This is a genomic window from Janthinobacterium sp. HH102, from assembly GCF_001758625.2.
In the GTDB taxonomy this organism is placed as follows: domain Bacteria; phylum Pseudomonadota; class Gammaproteobacteria; order Burkholderiales; family Burkholderiaceae_D; genus Janthinobacterium.
Genome location: NZ_CP062064.1, coordinates 96,353 through 116,801 on the forward strand (window position 1 = coordinate 96,353; position 20,449 = coordinate 116,801).

The 20,449-nt window shown below is 58.3% G+C and carries 20 protein-coding genes and 5 pseudogenes; 10 read left to right on the top strand and 15 right to left on the bottom strand.

Annotated elements, in window-relative coordinates; all coding sequences use genetic code 11:
- Positions 1 to 3: 3 nt before the first annotated feature.
- Both JAB4_RS29950 and ltrA read right to left on the bottom strand, forming a co-directional pair.
- A pseudogene (locus tag JAB4_RS29950) lies at positions 4 to 975 on the bottom strand (IS66 family transposase); the annotation flags it as partial.
- A 64-nt stretch (positions 976 to 1,039) separates the two neighbouring features.
- Positions 1,040 to 2,317, bottom strand: coding sequence for a group II intron reverse transcriptase/maturase (gene ltrA / locus JAB4_RS29955; protein ID WP_227742196.1), 1,278 nt, complete (start codon positions 2,315 to 2,317; stop codon positions 1,040 to 1,042).
- Between the two features lie 634 nt (positions 2,318 to 2,951).
- Here ltrA and JAB4_RS29960 point away from each other — a divergent pair.
- On the top strand, positions 2,952 to 3,644 hold the full coding sequence (locus JAB4_RS29960; RefSeq protein WP_070223707.1) for an IS6 family transposase: 693 nt from the start codon (positions 2,952 to 2,954) through the stop codon (positions 3,642 to 3,644).
- Positions 3,645 to 3,704: 60 nt separating this feature from the next.
- Here the strand turns inward: JAB4_RS29960 and JAB4_RS29965 are convergent, their stop codons facing one another.
- Positions 3,705 to 4,841, bottom strand: a complete 1,137-nt coding sequence (locus JAB4_RS29965; RefSeq protein WP_083287456.1) for a serine hydrolase domain-containing protein — start codon at positions 4,839 to 4,841, stop codon at positions 3,705 to 3,707.
- Positions 4,842 to 5,414: 573 nt separating this feature from the next.
- Between JAB4_RS29965 and JAB4_RS29970 the strand changes: the two genes are divergently transcribed.
- The 9 genes and pseudogenes from JAB4_RS29970 to JAB4_RS30005 all read left to right on the top strand — a co-directional run bounded on the left by JAB4_RS29970 (position 5,415) and on the right by JAB4_RS30005 (position 11,159).
- Positions 5,415 to 5,693 (top strand): hypothetical protein, encoded by a 279-nt coding sequence (locus tag JAB4_RS29970; protein ID WP_070308588.1) that lies wholly within the window; start codon positions 5,415 to 5,417, stop codon positions 5,691 to 5,693.
- 245 nt (positions 5,694 to 5,938) lie between these two features.
- On the top strand, positions 5,939 to 7,393 hold the full coding sequence (locus tag JAB4_RS29975) for an alkaline phosphatase D family protein (RefSeq protein WP_070223712.1): 1,455 nt from the start codon (positions 5,939 to 5,941) through the stop codon (positions 7,391 to 7,393).
- 778 nt (positions 7,394 to 8,171) lie between these two features.
- On the top strand, positions 8,172 to 8,576 hold the full coding sequence (gene flgB / locus JAB4_RS29980; protein WP_193725224.1) for a flagellar basal body rod protein FlgB: 405 nt from the start codon (positions 8,172 to 8,174) through the stop codon (positions 8,574 to 8,576).
- A gap of 191 nt (positions 8,577 to 8,767) precedes the next feature.
- Positions 8,768 to 9,004, top strand: a complete 237-nt coding sequence (locus tag JAB4_RS29985; protein ID WP_070308611.1) for a hypothetical protein — start codon at positions 8,768 to 8,770, stop codon at positions 9,002 to 9,004.
- Positions 8,956 to 9,087, top strand: a complete 132-nt coding sequence (locus tag JAB4_RS31080; protein WP_232731431.1) for a zinc ribbon domain-containing protein — start codon at positions 8,956 to 8,958, stop codon at positions 9,085 to 9,087. The genes JAB4_RS29985 and JAB4_RS31080 overlap by 49 nt, the downstream gene beginning before the upstream one ends.
- Positions 9,088 to 9,195: 108 nt before the next feature.
- Positions 9,196 to 9,393 (top strand): annotated as a pseudogene (locus tag JAB4_RS29990) (CopG family transcriptional regulator); the annotation flags it as partial.
- Positions 9,393 to 9,610, top strand: a pseudogene (locus tag JAB4_RS29995) (type II toxin-antitoxin system RelE/ParE family toxin); the annotation flags it as partial. The pseudogenes JAB4_RS29990 and JAB4_RS29995, both read left to right, overlap by 1 nt.
- A 645-nt stretch (positions 9,611 to 10,255) precedes the next feature.
- Positions 10,256 to 10,408 (top strand): annotated as a pseudogene (locus tag JAB4_RS30000) (recombinase family protein); the annotation flags it as partial.
- A gap of 58 nt (positions 10,409 to 10,466) precedes the next feature.
- The gene (locus JAB4_RS30005; protein ID WP_083287490.1) at positions 10,467 to 11,159 is read left to right on the top strand and encodes an IS6 family transposase; all 693 of its coding nucleotides are present in this window, start codon (positions 10,467 to 10,469) and stop codon (positions 11,157 to 11,159) included.
- Between the two features lie 141 nt (positions 11,160 to 11,300).
- Here JAB4_RS30005 and JAB4_RS30870 read toward each other — a convergent pair.
- From JAB4_RS30870 to JAB4_RS30060, 12 genes and pseudogenes are all read right to left on the bottom strand, one after another.
- Positions 11,301 to 11,396, bottom strand: a pseudogene (locus JAB4_RS30870) (IS6 family transposase); the annotation flags it as partial.
- A 197-nt stretch (positions 11,397 to 11,593) separates the two neighbouring features.
- Complete coding sequence (locus JAB4_RS30010; protein ID WP_070223558.1) at positions 11,594 to 11,896, bottom strand: HigA family addiction module antitoxin; 303 nt, start codon at positions 11,894 to 11,896, stop codon at positions 11,594 to 11,596.
- 49 nt (positions 11,897 to 11,945) lie between these two features.
- The gene (locus JAB4_RS30015) at positions 11,946 to 12,215 is read right to left on the bottom strand and encodes a type II toxin-antitoxin system RelE/ParE family toxin (protein WP_070223560.1); all 270 of its coding nucleotides are present in this window, start codon (positions 12,213 to 12,215) and stop codon (positions 11,946 to 11,948) included.
- 119 nt (positions 12,216 to 12,334) lie between these two features.
- Positions 12,335 to 13,582, bottom strand: a complete 1,248-nt coding sequence (locus JAB4_RS30020; RefSeq protein ID WP_070223562.1) for a tyrosine-type recombinase/integrase — start codon at positions 13,580 to 13,582, stop codon at positions 12,335 to 12,337.
- Positions 13,579 to 14,577, bottom strand: a complete 999-nt coding sequence (locus JAB4_RS30025) for a hypothetical protein (RefSeq protein ID WP_131687624.1) — start codon at positions 14,575 to 14,577, stop codon at positions 13,579 to 13,581. Before JAB4_RS30025 ends, JAB4_RS30020 begins: the two co-directional genes overlap by 4 nt.
- A 499-nt stretch (positions 14,578 to 15,076) precedes the next feature.
- Positions 15,077 to 15,241, bottom strand: coding sequence for a transposase (locus tag JAB4_RS30030; RefSeq protein ID WP_083287491.1), 165 nt, complete (start codon positions 15,239 to 15,241; stop codon positions 15,077 to 15,079).
- Between the two features lie 218 nt (positions 15,242 to 15,459).
- Positions 15,460 to 15,702 carry a hypothetical protein gene (locus tag JAB4_RS30035; RefSeq protein ID WP_071650252.1) on the bottom strand — a complete coding sequence of 81 codons (243 nt, stop codon included), beginning with the start codon at positions 15,700 to 15,702 and terminating at the stop codon, positions 15,460 to 15,462.
- Between the two features lie 284 nt (positions 15,703 to 15,986).
- Positions 15,987 to 16,799, bottom strand: a complete 813-nt coding sequence (locus JAB4_RS30040) for a c-type cytochrome (RefSeq protein ID WP_070223566.1) — start codon at positions 16,797 to 16,799, stop codon at positions 15,987 to 15,989.
- Positions 16,799 to 18,418 (bottom strand): cbb3-type cytochrome c oxidase subunit I, encoded by a 1,620-nt coding sequence (locus JAB4_RS30045; RefSeq protein WP_070223571.1) that lies wholly within the window; start codon positions 18,416 to 18,418, stop codon positions 16,799 to 16,801. Before JAB4_RS30045 ends, JAB4_RS30040 begins: the two co-directional genes overlap by 1 nt.
- Complete coding sequence (locus JAB4_RS30050) at positions 18,405 to 18,980, bottom strand: cytochrome C oxidase subunit II (RefSeq protein WP_070223573.1); 576 nt, start codon at positions 18,978 to 18,980, stop codon at positions 18,405 to 18,407. The genes JAB4_RS30045 and JAB4_RS30050 overlap by 14 nt, the downstream gene beginning before the upstream one ends.
- Positions 18,977 to 19,150 carry a hypothetical protein gene (locus JAB4_RS30055; RefSeq protein ID WP_175444849.1) on the bottom strand — a complete coding sequence of 58 codons (174 nt, stop codon included), beginning with the start codon at positions 19,148 to 19,150 and terminating at the stop codon, positions 18,977 to 18,979. The genes JAB4_RS30050 and JAB4_RS30055 overlap by 4 nt, the downstream gene beginning before the upstream one ends.
- An 8-nt stretch (positions 19,151 to 19,158) precedes the next feature.
- Positions 19,159 to 20,367: a cytochrome c gene (locus tag JAB4_RS30060; protein WP_227742199.1), complete on the bottom strand. Its 1,209-nt coding sequence runs from the start codon at positions 20,365 to 20,367 to the stop codon at positions 19,159 to 19,161.
- Positions 20,368 to 20,449: the final 82 nt, after the last annotated feature.

Genomic DNA, 20,449 nt, shown 5'->3' on the forward strand with positions numbered 1-20,449 from the left:
TGTTTAAGCCGAAGGGAGCTGCGCGGCGCAGTTCCAGGGCAGGAAGTCGTCGACCCGGTTGACCGGATGATCGGCGATGTTGGTCAGCACATGGCGCAGCCAGGCCTCGGGGTCAACACCGTTGAACTTGGCGGTGCCGATCAGCGAGTAAATAGCGGCAGCGCGCTCCCCACCGCTGTCGGCGCCAGCGAACAGGTAGTTGCGCCGGCCGATGGCGACGCCACGCAGCGCCCGTTCAGCGGCCGAGTTGTCGATCTCGATGATGCCATTGTCGCTGTAGCGCAGCAGCGCCGGCCACAGATTGAGCGCGTACTGGATCGCAGCCGCCGTGTCCGACTTGCGCGACAGCTTTTCAAGCGTGGCACGTAGCCAGCTGCCGAAGTCGTCGAGCAATGGTCGTGATCGTTGCTGGCGTACCTGCTGTCGTTCATGCGGCGGTTTGCCGCGTATCTCGGCCTCGATCACATACAGCTCGGCGATCCGGCGCAGGGCCTCGGTCGTGATGGCCGATGGTCTGGCTGCATGCAGATCGTGGAACTTGCGGCGCGCATGCGCACAGCATGCCGCTTCCTGTATCGTGCCATCGATGTAGAGTGCATTGAAACCGGCATACGCATCGGCCTGCAGCACGCCCTTGAAGTTGGCCAAATGAGTTTGCGGATGGATGCCTTTGCGGTCCGGCGTGTAGGCAAACCAGACCGCCGCGGGCGTGGTGTCGCCGGAGGCGCTATCGTCACGCACGTAGGTCCACAGCCGTGCTGTTTTCGTCTTGCCATTGCCCGGCGCCAGCACCGGAATCGGCGTGTCGTCGGCGTGTAGCTTGGTGCCAGCGAGCACATGGCGCCGGATCGCGTCCACCAGCGGGCGCAACAAGGCGCTGGCGGCACCAACCCAGTTCGCCAGCAGCGCTCGCTCCAGTTCAACGCCTTCGCGGGCATAGATCACCGACTGCCGGTACAGCGGGAGGTGAGTGGCGCAGGGGACTCTCACCCCTACGCTCTCCCAGAACCGGACGTGAGTCTCTCAACTCATCCGGCTCCTATCGTCCAATCATTTGTATCGCTGCGCCCCAATGTGGAAATAATGCCGGAGCGCGACGTTGAAGTTCGGACAGCCAATCCCATGCCTTCGAAATATGGCCGCGAAGCCGCTTGTACTTGCGCCGCGCCCACCGCACCAGATGAAAGTCCAGTGTTTTCAGGGAGCGTTGCAAAGTCGATGGATGGAAGAGCCCGTAATAACGCACCCAGCCGACAATCTTCGGGCCAATCCGCGCTAGCAGTTCCCCGAGATCATATCGGCTCAGACGCGATAGGCCCCAGTCACGCATCTCTTGTCGCATAGCTTTCGCCGCTTTGTCGCTCACGGCCGGCGAGAAGCTGGTGAACAGCTCTCCTCGTCGATTTATCGCTTTCCGAGGCTTAAAAGTGTAACCAAGGAAATCGAACCGCTTGACTGCAAAAACGCCACGTCTGTTTGCATCGACGCAGTACACCACTTGAGTTTTCTCCGGATGCAATTCCAGCTGACACTGCGCCATGCGTGCCTTCAGATCAGTCAGTAAAGACTGCGCTTCAGCTTCGCTCGCGCAATGGCAGATGATGTCATCCGCGTAGCGCTCAAACAACACCTTGGGATGCTGTCGCTCCATCCATTTGTCGAACGCGTAATGCAGGAACAGGTTTGCCAACAAGGGGCTAATTACGCCCCCTTGTGGCGTACCCCGGTCCCGCATTTGCCGAGTTCCGTCCGGCATCACCACATCTACAGTCAGCCAGCGCTTAATATAAAGCGCCGTCCACCGACAGCTGGTATGCCGCTGCACAGCTTTCATCAGGAGGTCATGATCGATGTTATCGAAGAACCCTTTGATGTCAAGGTCAAGCACCCAAGGACGCTGCCAGCAACGATCTCTGGCAACACGCACGGCATGATGTGCCGAGCGCCCTGGTCGGTATCCATAAGAATCTTTATGGAATACCGGCTCCAACAACGGCTCAAGCCGCCGCCGAACAACCATCTGCGCAATCCGGTCAGCTACCGTGGGAATTCCCAACGGTCGGGTTTTGCCATCCCCCTTGGGAATGTCAACCCGCTTGACCGGCGACGGGAAGTAGCTGCCAGAGGCCATTCGATTCCATATCCTGTAAAGATTCTTGCTTAGATCATGATCGAACTCGATGATACCAACCCCGTCAACTCCAGCCGCGCCACGATTAGCTTTAACGCGCTTATATGCGTCCCAAACTTCCCGCTTGGTAATATCAAATGACTTTGCCTCAGACATGAACATCATCCCCTTCCAGGTTGTATCCATGCTGAGGCTGAACGACGACGCCCCTTCGGTCCAGCCCCATTACAGAGCCTTCCACCCTACTACGAGCGTCTCCGTCCCTGTGCCCCGCATCGGTACTCTCGTTCTCGCAGAGGCTTTCCACTTGAACTTCTTCCTTAACATCGGGACGACAGGTTCTTACGTTCCTTACTGAAGCCTGATACAGAGTCACGCCGTCTTCATGCCGGGCGCCGGTCGAGCAGTCAGCAGGCATCCCTCGACCTTCATCCCGGGCTAACCACCAAGGCCCGGTTTCGACACCATTTATCGTTTCGACACCACATCGACGGTTCATTTTCATTCGTCTCTCTGTAACATACCTGACGCAGTCATTGCCACGCCTTTTCCTCAACGCTCACCACCAAGGCTCTTTACCTCAGCAGCTTGAGGTGGTTTGGAGCCTGCTCCTGCAAACCGACTCCGAGGGGCCTACCCTCATCTCCAATAAAGCACCACAGTTCTCCGCACTACTATGGAGGCTGTGTTCGTAACACACGATGGTCGGCAAACTTGGCCACCAGCACATGTGCCAGCAAGGTTCTGTCGCATTGGCATGTGCAAACGGCCAAGGTGCTGATCAAGTAGACTTCGGTGTCCGATCACTGGACAAATCAACATGCTCAACTTCAAGGGGATGCGCTTTCCGATCGACGTGATTTTGGCTTGCATCCGCTGGTACGCCGCTTACCCGCTGAGCTATCGGCATTTGGAAGAGATGATGGAAGAGCGCGGTGTATCGGTCGACCATTCGTCGATCAACCGATGGACGGTCCGGTTCCTGCCGCTCATCGAGAAGATGGCCCGCAAACACAAGCGCCCGGTCGGTGGCAGCTGGCGCATGGATGAGACCTACATCAAGGTCAAGGGCATCTGGAAATATCTCTACCGCGCCGTCGACAAGCAGGGCAAGACTGTCGACTTCTTGCTGACGGCCAAGCGCGACATGGTCGCGGCGAAGCGCTTCTTCGACAAGGCGATGGGAGCAAACGGGGGTCCCGACAAGGTCTCGATGGACAAGAGTGGCGCCAACAAGGCGGCCATCGATGCGGTCAACGCCGGCCGCGACGTGCCGATCCTGGTGCGCCAGGTCAAATACCTCAACGACATCATCGAACAGGACCATCGCGCCATCAAGCGGGTCACCAGGCCGATGCTCAACTTTAAGTCCTTCCGGTCTGCCAGCAATGTGCTTGCCGGCATCGAGCTCATGCACATGATCCGGAAGGGGCAGTTCGTGTTCGATGGCGCCGCTGCCAGGTCGTTTGCAGACCAGTTTTATGCCCTGGCGGGACAAATCCGTCCGGTGTGAGCCGGGGTCATACTCGACACGGAAAGTCTGTCCTGTTCTCAGCAATGCGACAGAACCGGCCTACTGCGCTCTTTCCAACGATGCCACTGTATCGAAAATGTGCGCCAGCGAACTTTCCATGGCGCCGGCGGTATCGTCGCCGCTCTGGTTGGTTATGATGAAGATCCCAAGCTGATATTTTGGAACGACGTAGGCGTAGCTTTGCGCACGTGGCACGCCGCCGTGGTGTACATAATGCGTTCCTAACTGGCGATTGCTACCGATGTTCCAAAAGTAGCCAATGCTGAAGTCGTCCTTAAAGCTTACCAGCGGCTTGTGAGATTCGACGACCGCTGGATTGGCGCTCAGTTGCAGGCGCAGGTACTTCGCCATATCCGGCATGGTCGACTTCAGATTGCCTGCTGCGCCCCATGGCAGTTGCGGCATCGGTGTTGTGACGACGGGATTATCGCTGTGATAGCCGGGCGCTAGGCGGCTGGCATCCTTGGGTGTGAGTCTCAGCCTGGTATCCTGCATACCGGCTTCGCGCGCGATGAATTGCGTGAGCAGCACTTCATAGGGCATGCCGTAGATTTTCTCAAGCGTATGCGCAATGAGTTCGGTGCCGGCACTTGAGTAGGCGTAGTCCTTGCCAAGCGGACCTTTGATGCTGACTGAGTGCAAGTCCTGCCAGAACTGCGGTTGTCCGTAATTGGCGTAGGCTGCATTCAGCTTTGCGGGCGTGGCGTGTTCAGTGAAGTCCTCTAAGATGGTGTTCACCTGCAAGGGCAGCATGGCCGGCATATTGCTAGTGTGAGTGATCAAATGGCGCAAGCGAACTGGCTGCCGCTGTGACTGCAGGTTTGGGTAGGCGCCCACCAGGTACTTCTGTATGGGATCGTCGAGCGCCGCTTTCCCATCAAGTACAGCATTCGCCAGTAGCAGACCGGCAAAAGTCTTGCTGACTGAGCCGATTTCATAAAGCGTTGTGTCGTTCGGCGGATTTGCTTTGCCGGCCTCCAGCTCGCCTTGATGCAGAACGAATTCCTTGCCGCGATAAACTACAGCAATAGACGTCGAGTGTAGAAATTTGGTCTTCAGCAAGGTGGTCGCGGTCTGGCTCATTGCCGCAGAAATATCATGTGCAGGTGCTGTAGCAGCGGGCTTGCAAGCAGCCAGCACTAGCGTCATGACAGTTATCGCGGCGAGTTTGGTCATTATGCGCATCATTCACAGAGGAACGGCATTCTCGCACAATGGTTTAAGCGGTGACAAAAAACAAAGTCACGTGCTTTGTATGCTCCTTACATAGCTCATGCGAACGACTGCTATTTGTAGTAACCTGCATTTAAAACCAGCCCGACCAGCATTCCAGCGGTGTCTCGGCCGGGAATAACTGCGACTGACAGCTCCCTCAAACCAGCATTAGCTGCAAATGAACCAGCATTGGTCTGCGCCGACCTGCATTTCATCGCTGTGAACCAGCGTTATCTGCAACTGACGAGGATGTTTAACCCCCTTGGTGCCAGCATATATTTCGGGGATATTGGTATGTCCATGGAAAAGACTCCTGTTTCCGCTCGATCAACCTCCACAGGTTCTGCTTGAATCCCCTCATGGACGGGTGGCGCGGGTCGCTGCGCAGCTTCGGATGGCAGGTCAAGGATCACAGCCAGTCGGCCAGCCGCGTTCGCCGAAATATCCGTTCGCCACGACTCGCACTCGACTTACGACTGTACGGGACGTAAGTATATAATAGGTAAATCTAGGATGTGCCTTCAAAAAGAACATATGAATTTTCGCTCGAAGCTTCTACTTTCTGCGGGACTGGCATCTGATCCGGCCCGAATAATCCTAGCGCTTGCGCTTTGTGTGCTGGCCGCTGGATGCGGGACGGTGCGCCTCACGACGCCGGAGGAAATGGACGCATCCCTGGCGAAGTCTGCCGAAGCGCATAATTTGCGTGAGTGTCAGCGCAGGAACGTAGACGCAAGAGATTACCTTGCCTGCAAACAACAGAACAAGCAATCGTACGAGCAATGGCAGAAAGAACGCGGCAATGCCAAGTAAGATGGCGCCGCACGGGTGCCTGGCAAACCAGTGCATGCAGGCCTGGTCTTTGGATTTATTGGTGCCGCCTGCACGGCTAGCCGACCTTTGTCGCGTCCGAGCGCGCCTGCCGACATGCGGGGCCACCTGACTACGCGTATTGACAACGTGCTGGCCAAGCAGAGTGACCCGGGGCATGGCAGCAGTTGGATGTTGGGGCCACGGCGGCGCACTCAAACGCGGACCGCCTCTGCGCGCATTCGGACATGACTAAGCAGCTAGAAACTATTGGGCCTGTACTGTTAGCGCGCGGCGCCAACGAGCGTCAGTGTCGACTTTCAGCCATCGTTATCACCTTAGAACACCTCAATCCACCAGTCCTGGTCCCAGATGAGGGGAAAATCATCACGCCCGTGCAGCTACATTCGCAATTCGGCCGGACGGTATGGCGATACGACTTCGATCTGCCGGCGCGCGAGAACGCTACCTACCGTTTGGGCAATGCCGTCTTTCCCGTGCATGCAGATTTTTCAGGCGATGTGCGGATGGCCTATGTGTCCTGCAATGGGCAGGAGCACGCCGACGCGGATCGGCCAGCAGCAGAGCGCAACGCGATGTGGCGCCGCTTGGCAGAAGAGCACGCGCGTACGCCGTTTGGCCTACTATTGCAGGGCGGCGATCAGCTTTATGCCGACGAAGTCTTTCAGTCTCATCCGGCCCTCGCGAGGTGGGTAGCGAATGCGAGGGTGGAGAAAACAGAGCAGTCGTTCAGCGACGACATGAGCAAAGCGGCGGAAAGTCACTATTTTAACCGGTACATTATGCTTCTGTCTCAGCCGGATATCGCCCATCTGAGTGCCCGAGTGCCGTCGCTCATGATGTGGGATGACCATGATATTTTTGACGGCTGGGGCAGCATTCCCGAAAAGCTCCTCGATGACCGAATTGGTCGCGGCCTCTTTAACGTGGCGCGGCGCATGTTCATGCTGTTCCAGCTCGGCGCAACCCTGGAACAGCCCGCAATCAGCGAGGAGACTAGCGAACACCGAAGTCTTACCCAGGTCGTGCGTTTCCCCCGGTTCTCAGTGGTTGCGCCCGACCTTCGCTCTGAGCGCCGGCCGACTCAGGTGATGGGGCCATTCGGCTGGGCCGCATTTGAGCGGGCGCTCTTAGTGACCAACCGGGACGACCGGATTCTGCTCATGTCCAGCGTTCCGATCCTCGGCCCTCGGCTCAGCTGGATCGAGAAATTTCTGCACGTGCTCCCCGGCGTCCAAAAATATGAGGATGACATGCTTGATCAATGGCAGAGCCGAGCGCACCGTGCTGAGTGGCGGCGCATGCTGGAGGCGCTGCAACTGCGCGCGATCGAAGGCCGCAACGCCGTCACGGTGCTCTCGGGCGAGATACATCTGGCCACGCGCGGCGAGATGGCGTTCACGGACGGAACGATCATGCATCAGCTTGTTGCGTCGGGAATCGCGCATCCGCCACCGCCGAGGTTGTACGCCCGCGCGCTCGGATATCTTGCGATGATGGGTGAAAGCGTGTTACCGGGCCAGCCGGTCCGCCTGAAGCCCTTGCCTGGCCACAAGCATATCTACACAGCCGAGCGTAACTACGTGGTCTTGATGCGGCGTAGCGAAAAGTGGTCTGCCGAGTGGGATCTAGAAGTGAGCGGCCGTACACCTGCGATGCTTCTAAACGGGCGCCATAACTGAGCGAGTCATCGGTTGCGCCAGGTGCAATCATCAGGAAGGCCACCTACTTGCCGCATGCATCGCAACGTACATCTTGACCCAAAACCTGTCCTGGGGGGCGAGCTAGCCGAGCTTGGAGTAGCGCAGGGCTTCCCCGCCCTCGCCCTGATTCAAGATTACGCATCAATTCGTTGCGCGCTAGAAACAACCAATGCTGCGCGCAATTTCAGCCATACGGACTATTATCAACGCTGCCATATCAACTTGGCTTAACAGAAACTCTATGGGAGACCTCTATGCAAAGTCAAAGTACGAGCACGCACGATAAAAATCTTCAAGCCTGCATTGAAGCCTGCGAAGAAGCAATCCATGCGTCCCAAGCCTGCGCGGCTGCGGATATTCGGGAGGGTGGTGGTGCCAATTGTGCACTGATCAATCTCGATTGCGCGGATATTTGCACTGCTACAATGAATGCGCTGGCAAGAGGATCAGAGCATCATGGGGATTTTTGCGCGCTCTGCGCCCACATTTGCACAATGTGTGCACAGGCATGCGCCGCTCACGCAGACAAACATGCGCACTGTGCGGCGTGTAAGACGGCGTGCGAGAACTGCGCTGCAGCCTGCGCAAAACATGCACGCGAGCGGCACGTCTAATTTTTTGAGTACTCTGCAGGGGCGGTATCTCGATACCGAATTGCTTTGAAATGAATAAGTGAAAGGTAAACGCCCCTCTTTTCTGTCCTCTATGAAAGCTGATATTGCGCTAGCATGGGATCCTGGCAAATTGCGGGCACACCATGGAAATCGTCAGGGCAAAAGAAGCGGACAGTGACGTGTTCTGGGAGAAGTCCCTTAGCATTTATGCGAAAAGGCTCGAGCTGATTGCGTCGAACATCGCCAATGCGGACACACCACATTACAAGGCGCGTGATGTTGATTTCCAGGCTGCGTTGAGCCAAGCGATGAGACAACCGGAAGCTCAGTCAAAAGGGGATCAAAATTTTCGGTCAGTCCTTCCAAATGACCCTTTTCCCATCCTGTACCGCGTGCCATCTCAAGCGAGCGCAGACAATAACACCGTTGACATGGACGTGGAACGCGCCGCATTCGCAGAAACCGCCATTCGTTACGAGCTTGCAGTCCAAAAAGTTGCACACGAATACAAAGAGATGAGTGAACTTTTCAAGTCGCTACCATATTAAATTAATTTCATTGCCCGTCGATTCCTGCCTGCCATCCTTGCCGCATCAAATCGCGGGTGGCAATAGGTTTTCTTGGAGCATGTGGACCGCAAGATGACCGCCGGCGCTTAATTTCGATGACGATAAGCGAGGATTCATGGAGCAGGTTCAATCGCTACAAAGTAGAGTTGTTCAACGATTGTTAAGGAGTCATGAAATGGGCATTTTGGATCGAATATTGGGAGGGCATGGCGGTGGTCATGGTGGTGGGCATAGGGATAGCGGACATCATGGAGGTGGCCATCACGGTGGTGGTGGTCACGGCGTTCCGCCCGGTGGAGGTTATAGCAATACCCCTCCTCCGGTTAGCAATGGAGTTTCGTGCGCCACATGTCGGGCTATTAATGCACCAGGAGCGAAATTTTGTCACCAATGCGGCACCTCACTGACTCCTGTAGCATGCCTCCAGTGCGGCACTAGTTTGCAAGTAGGCACAAAATTCTGCGGTCAATGCGGTAAAGCTGTCGCATAGTTGCGGCGATGTCCATGTCATCCTTATGAACTGAACTACCTGTTCTCGGCTCCGCGGACCAAAATTTGTTGTTAGTGCAAACATAGTAACGTCGGCCAGTTTCCTGGCCGCCTTGAGCGCTCACACGGCTGGGTTTTCAAACAGGGGCTTAGCGCATGGGTCGGACAGGAGGGGGAGCGCAGCTGTCTGGCCCGCGAGGCGATGGCCGACGTCGATGCCCGCCGCGCCATCGATCACCAGGCGGTGCAGGCTTTGGCCGATAGCCTCGGTACGGACGACCCGCTGCCCGCGCCGGTGGTGCGCTGATGCGGTCGCAGTGGACCAGCAAGGTATTGTCCAACGTGGTGCGCCTGCATGAATTCAATGCCAGCGCAAACGGACCCGCTGCGGCGCGCCTTAAAGTCCTCGGCCAGCGGCTGGAGAAATTCGACCCGCGCGAGGTCGCATGCTACTTGTCGGCCGTTATGAGATCGCCGATTCCGTGGTTTATGTCATGCGGACTTGGCACATACGTGAGGACCAGTTATATGAGTTTTTCGTTACCTGCCGACGTCGTCGTGCAGCGAAAGCCGCTGTCCGCAACCTCGTTCGAATATATTTTCAGGCACCATAATCTCGGCGAATTGGGCCGGCTGATCTTGGTTTCTGCGCCTTGCGGCCTAGTCGTAACGCCGGTAATGTTCGCGCCCATAGGCGATGTAAGGAATGCGCAGCGCAAGTTGGTTTTCGAGCCACTGGCGCAGACTTTAACGGATGATTTGAAAAAAAGACGTCGCAAGGGGTAGCGCACCATGAAGGTTCGTTGGAGGGCAGTGCGACTCGGTGCGTCCCCGAAGTTTGATACCAAATTGGATATAAGCACCGTAGCCCTCGATTGGAGCGCCTTGAACCTGTAGTTTATATAATCTCATGGCATACTGATCGGGAGCGCTTAAGACATAGCCGTCTTGTTTAACCTTTCAAAGGGAAAGGCATCATACTGTAAAGTGTCATTCCCATAATTAATTAGACTGTTCAGCGTCCAAAGTGCAACAAACGAGGGTTTGTTGGACTTCCGCGCCCGACCGACGCGAGGCCGACAGCTCAAGCGCAACAACGATCCATAATCCCTATCCAATAATCAAAGTCCAGCTATACTGGAATTTCGTGATTTATTGGACAAGTCGCCATGCTGATCGGCTACGCCCGCGTATCGACCGACGACCAGAACCTGGACTTGCAGCGCGATGCGTTGCAGGCGGTTGGGTGCGAGCGTGTCTTTGAGGACATGGTGAGCGGCGCGAGGGCGGACCGCTCCGGGCTGGCCGGTTCTGTCGCATTAGCGAAGGTCGACGAGCCAATCAGGTAAACTGCGGCGCCCGAACCCAGGACGAATCGATATGCTCAATTTCAAAGGGATGCGCTTTCCGATCGATGTGATCCTTGTCTGCATTCGCTGGTACACAGCATATCCGCTGAGCTACCGGCACCTGGAAGAAATGATGGAAGAGCGCGGCGTGTCGGTCGACCATTCGTCGATCAATCGGTGGGCGATTCGTTTCCTGCCCTTGGTCGAGAAGATAGCCCGGAAAAACAAGCGCCCAGTCGGCCGCAGCTGGCGCATGGATGAGACCTACATCAAGGTCAAAGGCGTTTGGAAATACCTGTACCGCGCCGTCGATAAGGAAGGAAAGACCGTCGACTTCCTGCTCACGGCCAAGCGCGACATGGTCGCAGCGAAGCGCTTCTTCAACAAGGCCATGGGAGCGAACGGCGATCCGGCCAAGGTCGCGATGGACAAGAGCGGCGCCAACAAGGCGGCGATCGATGCGATCAACGCCGGCCGCGACGTGCCGATCCTGGTGCGCCAGGTCAAATACCTCAACAACATCGTCGAACAGGACCATCGCGCCATCAAGCGGGTGACCAGGCCGATGCTCAACTTCAAATCGTTCCGCGCCGCCCACTGCGTGCTCGCAGGCGTCGAACTCATGCACATGATCCGCAAGGGCCAGTTCGCAATCAACGGAGCCGATGCGATGTCGTTCGCCGACCAATTTTATGCGCTGGCGGGCAAGGTCCGTCCTGTTTGAGGGCCATGTGCCATGCCGGGAAAACTCCGCCGTTTAATCAACAATGCGACAGAACCCTCGCTTGATGGCGCGATGATCCTGCTCGACGATGTTGTTGATCGACGAATGGTCGACCGACACGCCGCGCTCTTCCATCATCTATTCCAGGTGTCGGTAGCTCAGCGGGTAGGCCGCATACCAGCGGATGCAAACCAAGATCACGTCGATCGGAAAGCGCATTCCTTTGAAGTTGAGCATGTCGATTCGTCCAAGTTTCGGGCGCCGTAGCTTACCTGATCGGCCCGTCGACCTTCGCTAATGCGACAGAACCCTCTTTGCTGTGTTTGTACGGCACGGGTCTACCTGGAAGAAAATGATGCCAGATTGTACACCCCTATGGCGACGGGTCGAATTATTCAACAACGCCCCGTGAGTGCTGCTGGGCGATCCTTGAGCTATGCCAATGCAAGCGGCTTGATCGCTTTGGCGATGGCTTTGCCAGCCGATATCTCGGCCATACGCAGGTCATACGCACTTTGGAGATTCAACCATCCTTGAGCCTCACTGCCAAAATAGCGCTCCAAGCGAAGTGCCGTATCAGCGGAGACGCCGCGCTCACCTTTGGTGATCTCGCTGAGGCGAGAGTACGGAACGTGCAGGGCCAGAGACACAGCGCGCACGCTGACGCCCATGGGCTTAATGTAGTCCTCCACCAAAATTTCGCCGGGGTGGATAGGACGCATACCATTTTTGAACATAATGCCCTCCGTGGCTGTTCAGGTTTTTCTATGATGGGCTAGGCCCCGCTCAGTGTGGGTCTTCGATCAGCACTTCATAAGGGCCGCTATCACCCCACTTGAAGGTCAGACGCCACTGGTCGTTAATCCGCACATGCCAAGCGCCGTCGTACTCTTTCAGGTCGTTACCCGGCGGCGCCTTCATGAAATTCACCGAGGGAGCCGCGTCGAGCTGGGCCAGCTTGCGCTCGGCTACGTTCTTAATGTTGACGAATCGGCGACTCCTGCCTGTGGTGAACAGGGCTTGCGTGTCGGGACAAGCGAAGGATTGAATTGGCATGTTTTCATATTATCCGTTATCCGGTTAACAGTCAACAAAACGCAAGAATTTGCCTCGTTACATTTAGTTGGACGGCTGAAGCATCTGGGGGTAAGCCTACCAAAAAATTTAACTACTGTTCACTTGATTCCATCGGCCGGGCCCGCACGGGCCACGCGGCCTGGCGTTTCTCGCTCCCAACTCTCGATCAGGTCGATCGCATCCTGCTCCGTGTAGCCCATCGTCGTGTCGACACTCGCATGCCCCAGTGACGTGGCCACGCTACGCAGATCCTGCCCCGACAAAAGCGCCGTCATCGCGAACGTATGCCGCAACCAGTGTGCCGATACCCGATCCAGGTGTGCCGCGCTCGCGGCATCGCCGGCCTGCTCCAGCAGAAGGACTGCATCCCGTATCCGGCCTTTGATGATGCCGTGAAGTCCTTGCCGGCTCCCCACGTCGCGCCATTCACCAAACAGCCGCCGGTCCGACGCGCTCTTGATCCTGCTCCCGATCTCCCTTTTTTTGGTGCGCACTGACAGTACAAGCCCATACTGCTGGGTGCTCGGCCCGGGCATCGGGTCCAGCCCGAACGCGCGCCGGTAGGCAATAAAAGCTTCCAGGAACGCCACGCTCACCGGTACCGTGCGCTGTTTGCCGCCCTTGGCCGTCTCTGCCTTGACCGTCATGGCCCAATAGGTGTTGCCGCTGTTGGGGTTGTACAGCAACCCGACGGCATCCATTTTCGCCCCGATGAGTTCCGACGCCCTCAGTCCCGACTCGCGCAGGCAAATGAAGATGAAGCAGTCGCGCAGGTAAATCTGATGGTCTTTCTGGGTCGGCCGCGGCGCCTCCGCCATCACCTGCAGCACCAGGTCAAACAAATCATCCCCCACGGCGCGTTTTTTGTCCAAGCGGCGCTGCTTCGGCGCTTGGACGAGCGCCATGGGATCGAGGCGCAGATAGCCGGTACGATGCAGGGCACTGAACATCGCCTTGGTAAAGCGCATGATGTCGGACTGGGTGCTGACGCCGGGCTGCTTCTGAAACGGTGAGTAGTCCGGGGCACCAGGTACGATATTGATAGTACGCAAGGACGAAGCAGGCAGTTGTGCCAGGTAGTCGCGGAAGGCTTTGACATCTTGCAGGGTCCAGGTTGACGGCGGGCGTCCCAGTTCGCGTTCACAATACCAGCGCAGCTTGGCCAGATGGTAGCGGTAGGTTCTGAGCGTTTCATTGGAACCGCTTCTGCTGTTGTCGGCCACCGCGGCCAGCCACACATTGATCGCTTCCCAGTCGTCTGCGACCGGCCCCAGGCTGTGCACCGGCTGAGGGGCGGCAACCGTCATTTGGCCGGCGCCGTGGGAATAGGGGGTCAGTCCGGTCATCGCGCTGGACCTCCTTTACTGAACGCCATTTGCCGGTACATGTCCACTTGCTGCTCCTTGTCTTTGAGTTGTTGCTCCAGCTGCGCGCAGCGCTCTTTGGCCGCGCGCGTTTCTCCGCGCACGCCATCGATGGCTTGCATGGCAAACTGCCGGCTGCCATGCAGTTCTTCCGCCATCGCGCCCAGCGCCGCCGCCTGGTCTTTGACGTTCTGGTATAGCACGGCCAACTCGCGCGCGCGTTCCTCTGCCTGGGTGGTGGCAGCTTGCGCCTCGAGCGCGATGCGGGCGGCCTGCGCCCGCGTTTGATTTAAATCCTCTTCGGTGACGGCGAGACGCTCGCGCAGATAGTCGTTGTGGGCTTGCAGGCCGGCCGAACGATCCTGGCCGGCAAACGCACGATCCTGTTGATCGAGTCGCGCTGACAGGTGGTGCAGCAAGCCAATGATCTGTTGAAGTTCAAGTCCCGTTTCCCGCGCCAGCGCCGGTGCGGGGACCGGTGGCACTGCCTCAGCTGTCGTCAGTGGTGTTGCCGCAGCGATGCCGACCGACACCGCGCGGCTTTTCAGCTCATGCTCAAGCAAGTTTTTTTCGGTCTCGAGCGTCGTCGTCGACGGTGTGCGCTCGGGCGCGTACGCCTGCAGCAGCTTGCGATAGGTGCCGGCGCTGTAAATGCGCCCGGTCGCGTGGTGCACCGCCCGTAGAAAATCGTGCACGAACGGACGATGCTGGCGGGGGTTATTGGCGTGACGGGTACGCATATCGCCCAGTTGCATCACCAAGCTGCGCGCCTCGTCGTCGGTGAGCGCAAAACGCGGGCGGCCGGCGTTGCGCAGCGCCGATGCCGGTGCCGGCGGCGGTGGGAACAGCGAATCTGGTGCTGGGTGCATGGTGCGCGCAATCGATCGGGTGGGCCAGCGCGGATATCCCGGCGGCGTGGGTGAAAAAGAGCATAGCACGATCGGCCAAACAGCGGTATTTAAACCGGTATTTTTCATGGATAAACGTACCTGTCATTTACCCTATAATACTTAGTCCATATTAAGTAAACTACTTAACATTGTATGCTTTTAGAAGATACCGACCGATCTCATAGTACGCCGACATCATTCTGGGGTGTTTTGCGACATCATCATGGGGTGTTTGCGAAATCGTCCGAAAAGGTACAACTAGATGTCGCACAGTTTCTCAACTCTGTCGCCAAAGTACGCCGTCATCATTCTGGGTGTTTTGCGACATCAGTATGCATTCTCGATTTTGGTCCTCAAACGACAGCAGTACTCGTTCGAGTCCGTAATCAAATTCCAATGCGCTATTCCAAATGATGCTCCCCGTGCACTGTAAAAATTACAGTCGGTTCGCCGCGGCCGTGTCCGGCTTGCGCGACAGATATTCAAGAGTGGCGTGCAGCCACCTATCGAAGGCGCCGAGCAACGGGCTTGATCTTGCTGGCTCGCCTGCTGTCGTTCGTGCGACGGCTTGCCGCATATCTCGGCCTCAATGCGCCCAACAACCCGCTTCTTGTATGGTGTCGTCGACGTAGAGTGCATTGAAACTGCCATACGCATGGGCCTGCAACTCATCCTCGGAGTTTGCCAAGTAGGTTTGCGGGTCGATGCCTTTCCGGTCTGGCGTATAAGCAAACCAGGCTGCAGATGGCATGGTGGCCCCGGCAGCGCTGTCTTGGTCTTGCCATTGTCCAGAACTGTGCACGTTCCAGTTCGAAGCCTTTGCGGGCAAAGATCATCGACTGCCGGTACAGCAACATAAGCAAAGTCACTAATCTTGTTCTACGTCGTTCAAAAGACTCTTGCGGAAAGGGCTGCGGCTTTCAAGATTTGACAGCCGCAGAGATACCCCTGCCTACCCCCACTTAATCACTAACGTTTCTTTTCTGACTGAGATACCAAGGAGCCGGCAAGGGATTTGGTTGTAGCCGCAGAATTTGGGTTCTTAAGCGCAGCTGATGCCTTCGCTTCCATGTCTTTGCCAGTCAGCTTTTGTGTACCTGACTGCGCTAAGGCGCTTCCAGCCAAGCTACGTTGCAGCGCCGATGTTCCTGAATTGCCGAGGATGCGGCCTGCCGCCGATGAAATCTTACCGCCAGTCCCTTTGCTTGCCATGGATTTTCTCCAAGTTAAGTTTAAAAACTACTACCTGTTCATCGCCGACGACCGCGACATACGCTGATCAAGCAGGACCGCTTGAAAAATTAAGCACTGGCACTACCAGCGATCCATCACGCAAATGAGCATTTCAGACCCCGAGTAAGCCTCAAAGAAGAAACTGACGCGGCGCGCTCACTTCTTGGCTGAGGCCGACAGCGCAAAGCACTAGCTCCGCCGTTGCGATATAGGCTATCGGGGCGGGTGCTGGTCGTGCTGGCGGTGCTTGTCAACTTGACGAACTACCGATGCTCGGGCAGCGCCTTTCTCGCATAGAACGTGGCTACGCTGTCGATCTCCGCGTCTGTCATCTGGCGCGCGACATTTCGCATCTGCTGCTGGCCGTCGTTCTTGCGCCGGCCATGCCTGAAGTCTTCGAGCTGCTGCACCAGATAGGGTTTTGGCATGCCTTCGAGCCACGGCGCGCCCAGCTTCTGATCGACGCCGCCGTGGCACGAAATGCAGGGGGCGATATTGCGCATCGGATCGCCCACGCGCACCAGCGCCGGCAGCGCTTCGTCGTAGGTTGTCGGGGCCGTGCGCGCTTTCGGCAAGCTGGCGTAGTAAGCGGCCAGGTCGGCGATGTTTTCTTCGGTCAGGTTACGCGCCAGCGCGGCCATGATGGCGCTGCTGCGCTTGCCGCTCTGGTAGTCGAGCATCTGCTTGCGGATCACTTCCGGATACTGGCCCGCCAGATTCGGCGCGTCCGAGCGGCTCAGGCCCAGCGCGCCGTGGCACATGGTGCAGTTCAGTGCCAGCGTGGCGCCGCGCCCGACCGAGGCCGAGGATGCCGGTTTCGCCATTGCCGGCAGCAGCACCACGTTGGTGGCGACCACGTCGGCATTGTCCTTGCGCGGGCTGCCATCGAGCCATTTGGCCGGCACGCCCGCGGCACGGCAGATGCTGTCCCATAATCCCTTCGCGCGGAAGTCGGCCTGCGCTGACGGCAGCCAGGCAAAGGCGACCAGCACCGCAATCAATGTCAGCACGAGCAGGCCAACCGTGCTGACCCAGCCGATGCGGTTTGCTCGGGAAAAGAAGCCGTGTTCTCGCATTATCGCGCTCCTATCGGCACTATCGGAACGCTGGCGTCAGGCGTGATCGCCAGCTGCAAAATGGGGTAGCCATAGTTGACGACGGTGAGCGCGATCATCATCGCCACCCACAATGCAAACCCATTGAGGGCGGCCGGCACCCTGGCGTTCGGATGGACGGCCTGGCTAAAGGTAAACGGCGCCGCCGGCGCATCCTGACGTTTTGGCGTGGCCAGAATGTAGATGAACAGCGCCGCCGAAATCACCAGTATCAGCCCACCAAAGGTGGACATGGTGACCGTGATGGCCTGCGGCGCCAGCAGCGGATGCGTATAGTCGTAATAGGCCATGCGGCGCGGCGCACCGAGCAAGCCTACCAAGTGCCACGGCATGGTGAGGATCATCATGCCGATGAACCAGCTCCACAGCTGCGCCCTGATCAGGCGTGGCGACAGCGGCCTGCAAGCACGCAGCTGGGGCCACAGCTCATACGCCACCATGAAGTACATGATGACGATGGCGCCGGCAAAGATCAGGTGGAAGTGTCCCGTTACCCATTGCGTGTTGTGGATCGACTCATTGAGCTGGTAGCTCATGTTGATGATGCCGCCGGCGCCGCCAAAACCGAGCATGATGAAAGCCAGCGTGACGGCCAGCATCCACGGATTGGACCACGGCAGCGCTTTCACCCAGCCGACCGGTCCCTTGCCGCCGCGCAGCCGGCCCACGATTTCGGCCGAGGCGACGATGGTGAACACCGTGAGCAGGGTCGGAATAGACACCATTGCCGTCATCGCCGCATGTACGAACTTGAAGCCGGCGCCGACCTGGGGGTCGGCGAAAAGATGGTGGATGCCGATCGGCATCGAGAACACGAGGAACAGCGCAAATGCGACGCGGCCCATGGTATCGCTGTACAGCCGTCCGCCGATCGCGCGCGGGAACAGCGTATAGAATGCGATATACGCCGGCATCAGCCAGAAGTAGACGATGGCGTGCAGCGTCCAGGAAAACAGCACGCGCGCCAGGCCGACGTTGATGGTGTCGGTCAAACCCAGCGCGGCCGGCAAGATCAGCACCAGGATTTCCACCGCCGCGCCGACCGAGGTCCAGGCCCACAGATAGGCGCCGGCCACGTTGCCGAACATGGCCAGCGGCATGGTGGCACCCGGATTGGCTTTTTTCCAGGCACGCAGGTTGACCGACATCAGCGCGACCCACACCCAAGAGCCCACCACCACCAGCACCACGCCCAGGTAGTAAAAGACGCTGCCAATCATCGGCGGATAAAAGGTGTACAGCACCGACGATTTGCCCGAGGCCGTGGTCAGCGCCGCCATCAGCGTGCCGGCGATCACTAGCCAGAAACCGGCCCAGGCCCAGCGCAGGCCGATCAATGGGCGTTTCAGGGCCAGCTCCGTGATCGCATAGCCAAAGCCCATCGCCACCAGCGTGGGCAGCACATAGCCCATCACGGTGCCGTGTGCGGTGACGGAGCGGTAGTAATGTTCGGGGTTGTTGACCCAGGGCGAGAGGGGGCTGCGCACGAACATCTGCCATTCGCCAAGCAGGATGGCGGCGAAAAAAGCGATGAAGGCGACCCAGAAATGGGCGAGGACCAGTCGTTTAGCCAGGAACACAGCTCATCCTTTCTGCCTTTTTTGCCCGGGCATAGAATTCGTCGGAAGGAATCACCTGGAACCTGGCCCACATGGCCTCGTGCCCGGTGCCGCAGTATTCGTGACAGGGCATCAGCTGCTCGCCTGCCTTGGGAAATGTAGTGGTAAAGGTAGAAATGAATCCCGGAATCAGCATGGTGTTGGCGTTGGTGCGACCCACCACAAAACCGTGGATGGCGTCGCTGCTGGTGCCGCGAAACGTGACGGGCACGCCGGCCGGCACCACGATGCATTGCGGCGCGAACGAATACTGCTGGCCGATCAGGCGCACCACCACACGGCCGTCTTTTTCCAGCGCCGTGCCCAGGTTGTTTTCGACGAATTCGCCTTTCAGGTGCAAGGTTCTGACGTCGACCGTTTCCACACGCGACGGCGGCATGGCGGCCCAGTGTAGGCCCGTGAAGACCATCACGGCCAGCAGCAACACGATAATGGCGATAACGATGTACGCCCAGCGCCGTTCGGCCGCCACTGCCACCGCTTCCGACGCATGGTGCAATTCATGTGCGGCAGGTTCACTCATTGCACCGTCCCCCGTGGCAGGTACACCAGCCAGTAAAAAAGGAAGAAGATCGCGACCACGATGAAGGTCGCGATGCCCGCCACCGCGAACGCGCCCGAGGGGCCGTGGCTGACGATTTCGTCGATGCGTTTGTTCAGTTCTTCGGATTCGGTGTCACCAGGCATTTGCATGGGCCTCCTTATTCAGGCAAGAGTTTGCGCAGGTCGCTGACCTGGGCAGCATTGACGGGCGTACCGCTATTACCCCAGGCGACACGGATATAGGTGACGACTGCCGCCACCTCGTCGTCGTTCAGAATGTGCGAGAACGGCGGCATGCCGTGCGGGCGCGGATTCTTGTAGGTACCTGGCGGATAGCCGCCATTGAGTACCATGCGTATCGGGTTGACGGGCGTGACCATGGTGATCGAGCGGTTGCCGGCCAGGATGGGAAACGATGGCGGTTGGCCCTTGCCTTCGGCGCCATGGCACATCGCGCACTGCGCCACATACACCTTGCGGCCGGTCTCCATCACTGCCGGATCGACCAGGCGCGCCTGGCTGGTCGGCGGCGGCGCGTCGTCCTTCTGCGGCAGCGCCTTCAAGTAGACGGCCATCGCCTTGGTATCCTCATCCGTCATGTATTGCAGGCTGTTGTAGACCACTTCGGCCATCGGCCCGTAGACGGTGCCGCGATGCGACACGCCCACCTGCAGCAGATCCGAAATTTCGGAAATCTTCCAGTCGCCCAGGCCCGCTTCGCGGTTCGAGGTCAGCGAGGGCGCATACCAGTTCTGGTTCGGGATCATGCCGCCTTCGAATGCCTTCGATTCGCTCGATCCGCCCAGCGCATTGACAGCCGTGTGGCACATGGCGCAGTGGCCCAGGCCGCGCACCAGATACGCGCCACGGTTCCACTCGGCCGATTGCGCCGGGTCGGGCTGGAACTCGCCTTGCTTGAAGTAAAGGGTGCGCCAGCCGATCAGCAGTTCGCGGTTATTGAAGGGGAAGCGCAACTCGTGCGCGCGGTTGGTCTGTCTGACCGGCGTGACCGACATCAGGTAGGCGAAGATGGCGTCCGAGTCGGCCCGCGTCACCTGCGTGTACGAGGCGAACGGCATGGCCGGATAAAGCAAGGTGCCGTCGCGCGAGACGCCCGTGTGCATCATGCGGTAGAACTCGTCGGGCGTCCAGAGGCCGATGCCGGTGTCGTCGTCGGGCGTGATATTGGGCACGTACAGGTTGCCGAACGGCGTGGCCATGGCACGCCCGCCGGCAAAGATCGGGCCATTGGGCACCGTGTGGCAGGCCACGCAGTCGCCGGCGCGCGCCAGATATTCGCCCTTGGTGATCAGCTGCGTGGACGCACTCGTCTCGCCGCTGCGCGGAGCTTTTTTCTGGTTCGGCATATGCCCGGGGCGCAGGAGATACACGGCTGCCACCGCCAGCAGCGCGAGGACGAACAGGGCAAGCAGGATTTGCAGGCTTTTG

Coding starts and splice junctions, on each gene's coding strand:
- ltrA (WP_227742196.1), bottom strand. CDS start 2,317: ATGGATACAACCTGGAAGGGGATGATGTTCATGTCTGAGGCAAAGTCA.
- JAB4_RS29960 (WP_070223707.1), top strand. CDS start 2,952: ATGCTCAACTTCAAGGGGATGCGCTTTCCGATCGACGTGATTTTGGCT.
- JAB4_RS29965 (WP_083287456.1), bottom strand. CDS start 4,841: ATGACCAAACTCGCCGCGATAACTGTCATGACGCTAGTGCTGGCTGCT.
- JAB4_RS29970 (WP_070308588.1), top strand. CDS start 5,415: ATGAATTTTCGCTCGAAGCTTCTACTTTCTGCGGGACTGGCATCTGAT.
- JAB4_RS29975 (WP_070223712.1), top strand. CDS start 5,939: ATGACTAAGCAGCTAGAAACTATTGGGCCTGTACTGTTAGCGCGCGGC.
- flgB (WP_193725224.1), top strand. CDS start 8,172: ATGGAAATCGTCAGGGCAAAAGAAGCGGACAGTGACGTGTTCTGGGAG.
- JAB4_RS29985 (WP_070308611.1), top strand. CDS start 8,768: ATGAAATGGGCATTTTGGATCGAATATTGGGAGGGCATGGCGGTGGTC.
- JAB4_RS30005 (WP_083287490.1), top strand. CDS start 10,467: ATGCTCAATTTCAAAGGGATGCGCTTTCCGATCGATGTGATCCTTGTC.
- JAB4_RS30010 (WP_070223558.1), bottom strand. CDS start 11,896: ATGTTCAAAAATGGTATGCGTCCTATCCACCCCGGCGAAATTTTGGTG.
- JAB4_RS30015 (WP_070223560.1), bottom strand. CDS start 12,215: ATGCCAATTCAATCCTTCGCTTGTCCCGACACGCAAGCCCTGTTCACC.
- JAB4_RS30020 (WP_070223562.1), bottom strand. CDS start 13,582: ATGACCGGACTGACCCCCTATTCCCACGGCGCCGGCCAAATGACGGTT.
- JAB4_RS30025 (WP_131687624.1), bottom strand. CDS start 14,577: ATGAAAAATACCGGTTTAAATACCGCTGTTTGGCCGATCGTGCTATGC.
- JAB4_RS30030 (WP_083287491.1), bottom strand. CDS start 15,241: ATGCCATCTGCAGCCTGGTTTGCTTATACGCCAGACCGGAAAGGCATC.
- JAB4_RS30035 (WP_071650252.1), bottom strand. CDS start 15,702: ATGGCAAGCAAAGGGACTGGCGGTAAGATTTCATCGGCGGCAGGCCGC.
- JAB4_RS30040 (WP_070223566.1), bottom strand. CDS start 16,799: ATGCGAGAACACGGCTTCTTTTCCCGAGCAAACCGCATCGGCTGGGTC.
- JAB4_RS30050 (WP_070223573.1), bottom strand. CDS start 18,980: ATGAGTGAACCTGCCGCACATGAATTGCACCATGCGTCGGAAGCGGTG.
- JAB4_RS30055 (WP_175444849.1), bottom strand. CDS start 19,150: ATGCAAATGCCTGGTGACACCGAATCCGAAGAACTGAACAAACGCATC.
- JAB4_RS30060 (WP_227742199.1), bottom strand. CDS start 20,367: ATGCCGAACCAGAAAAAAGCTCCGCGCAGCGGCGAGACGAGTGCGTCC.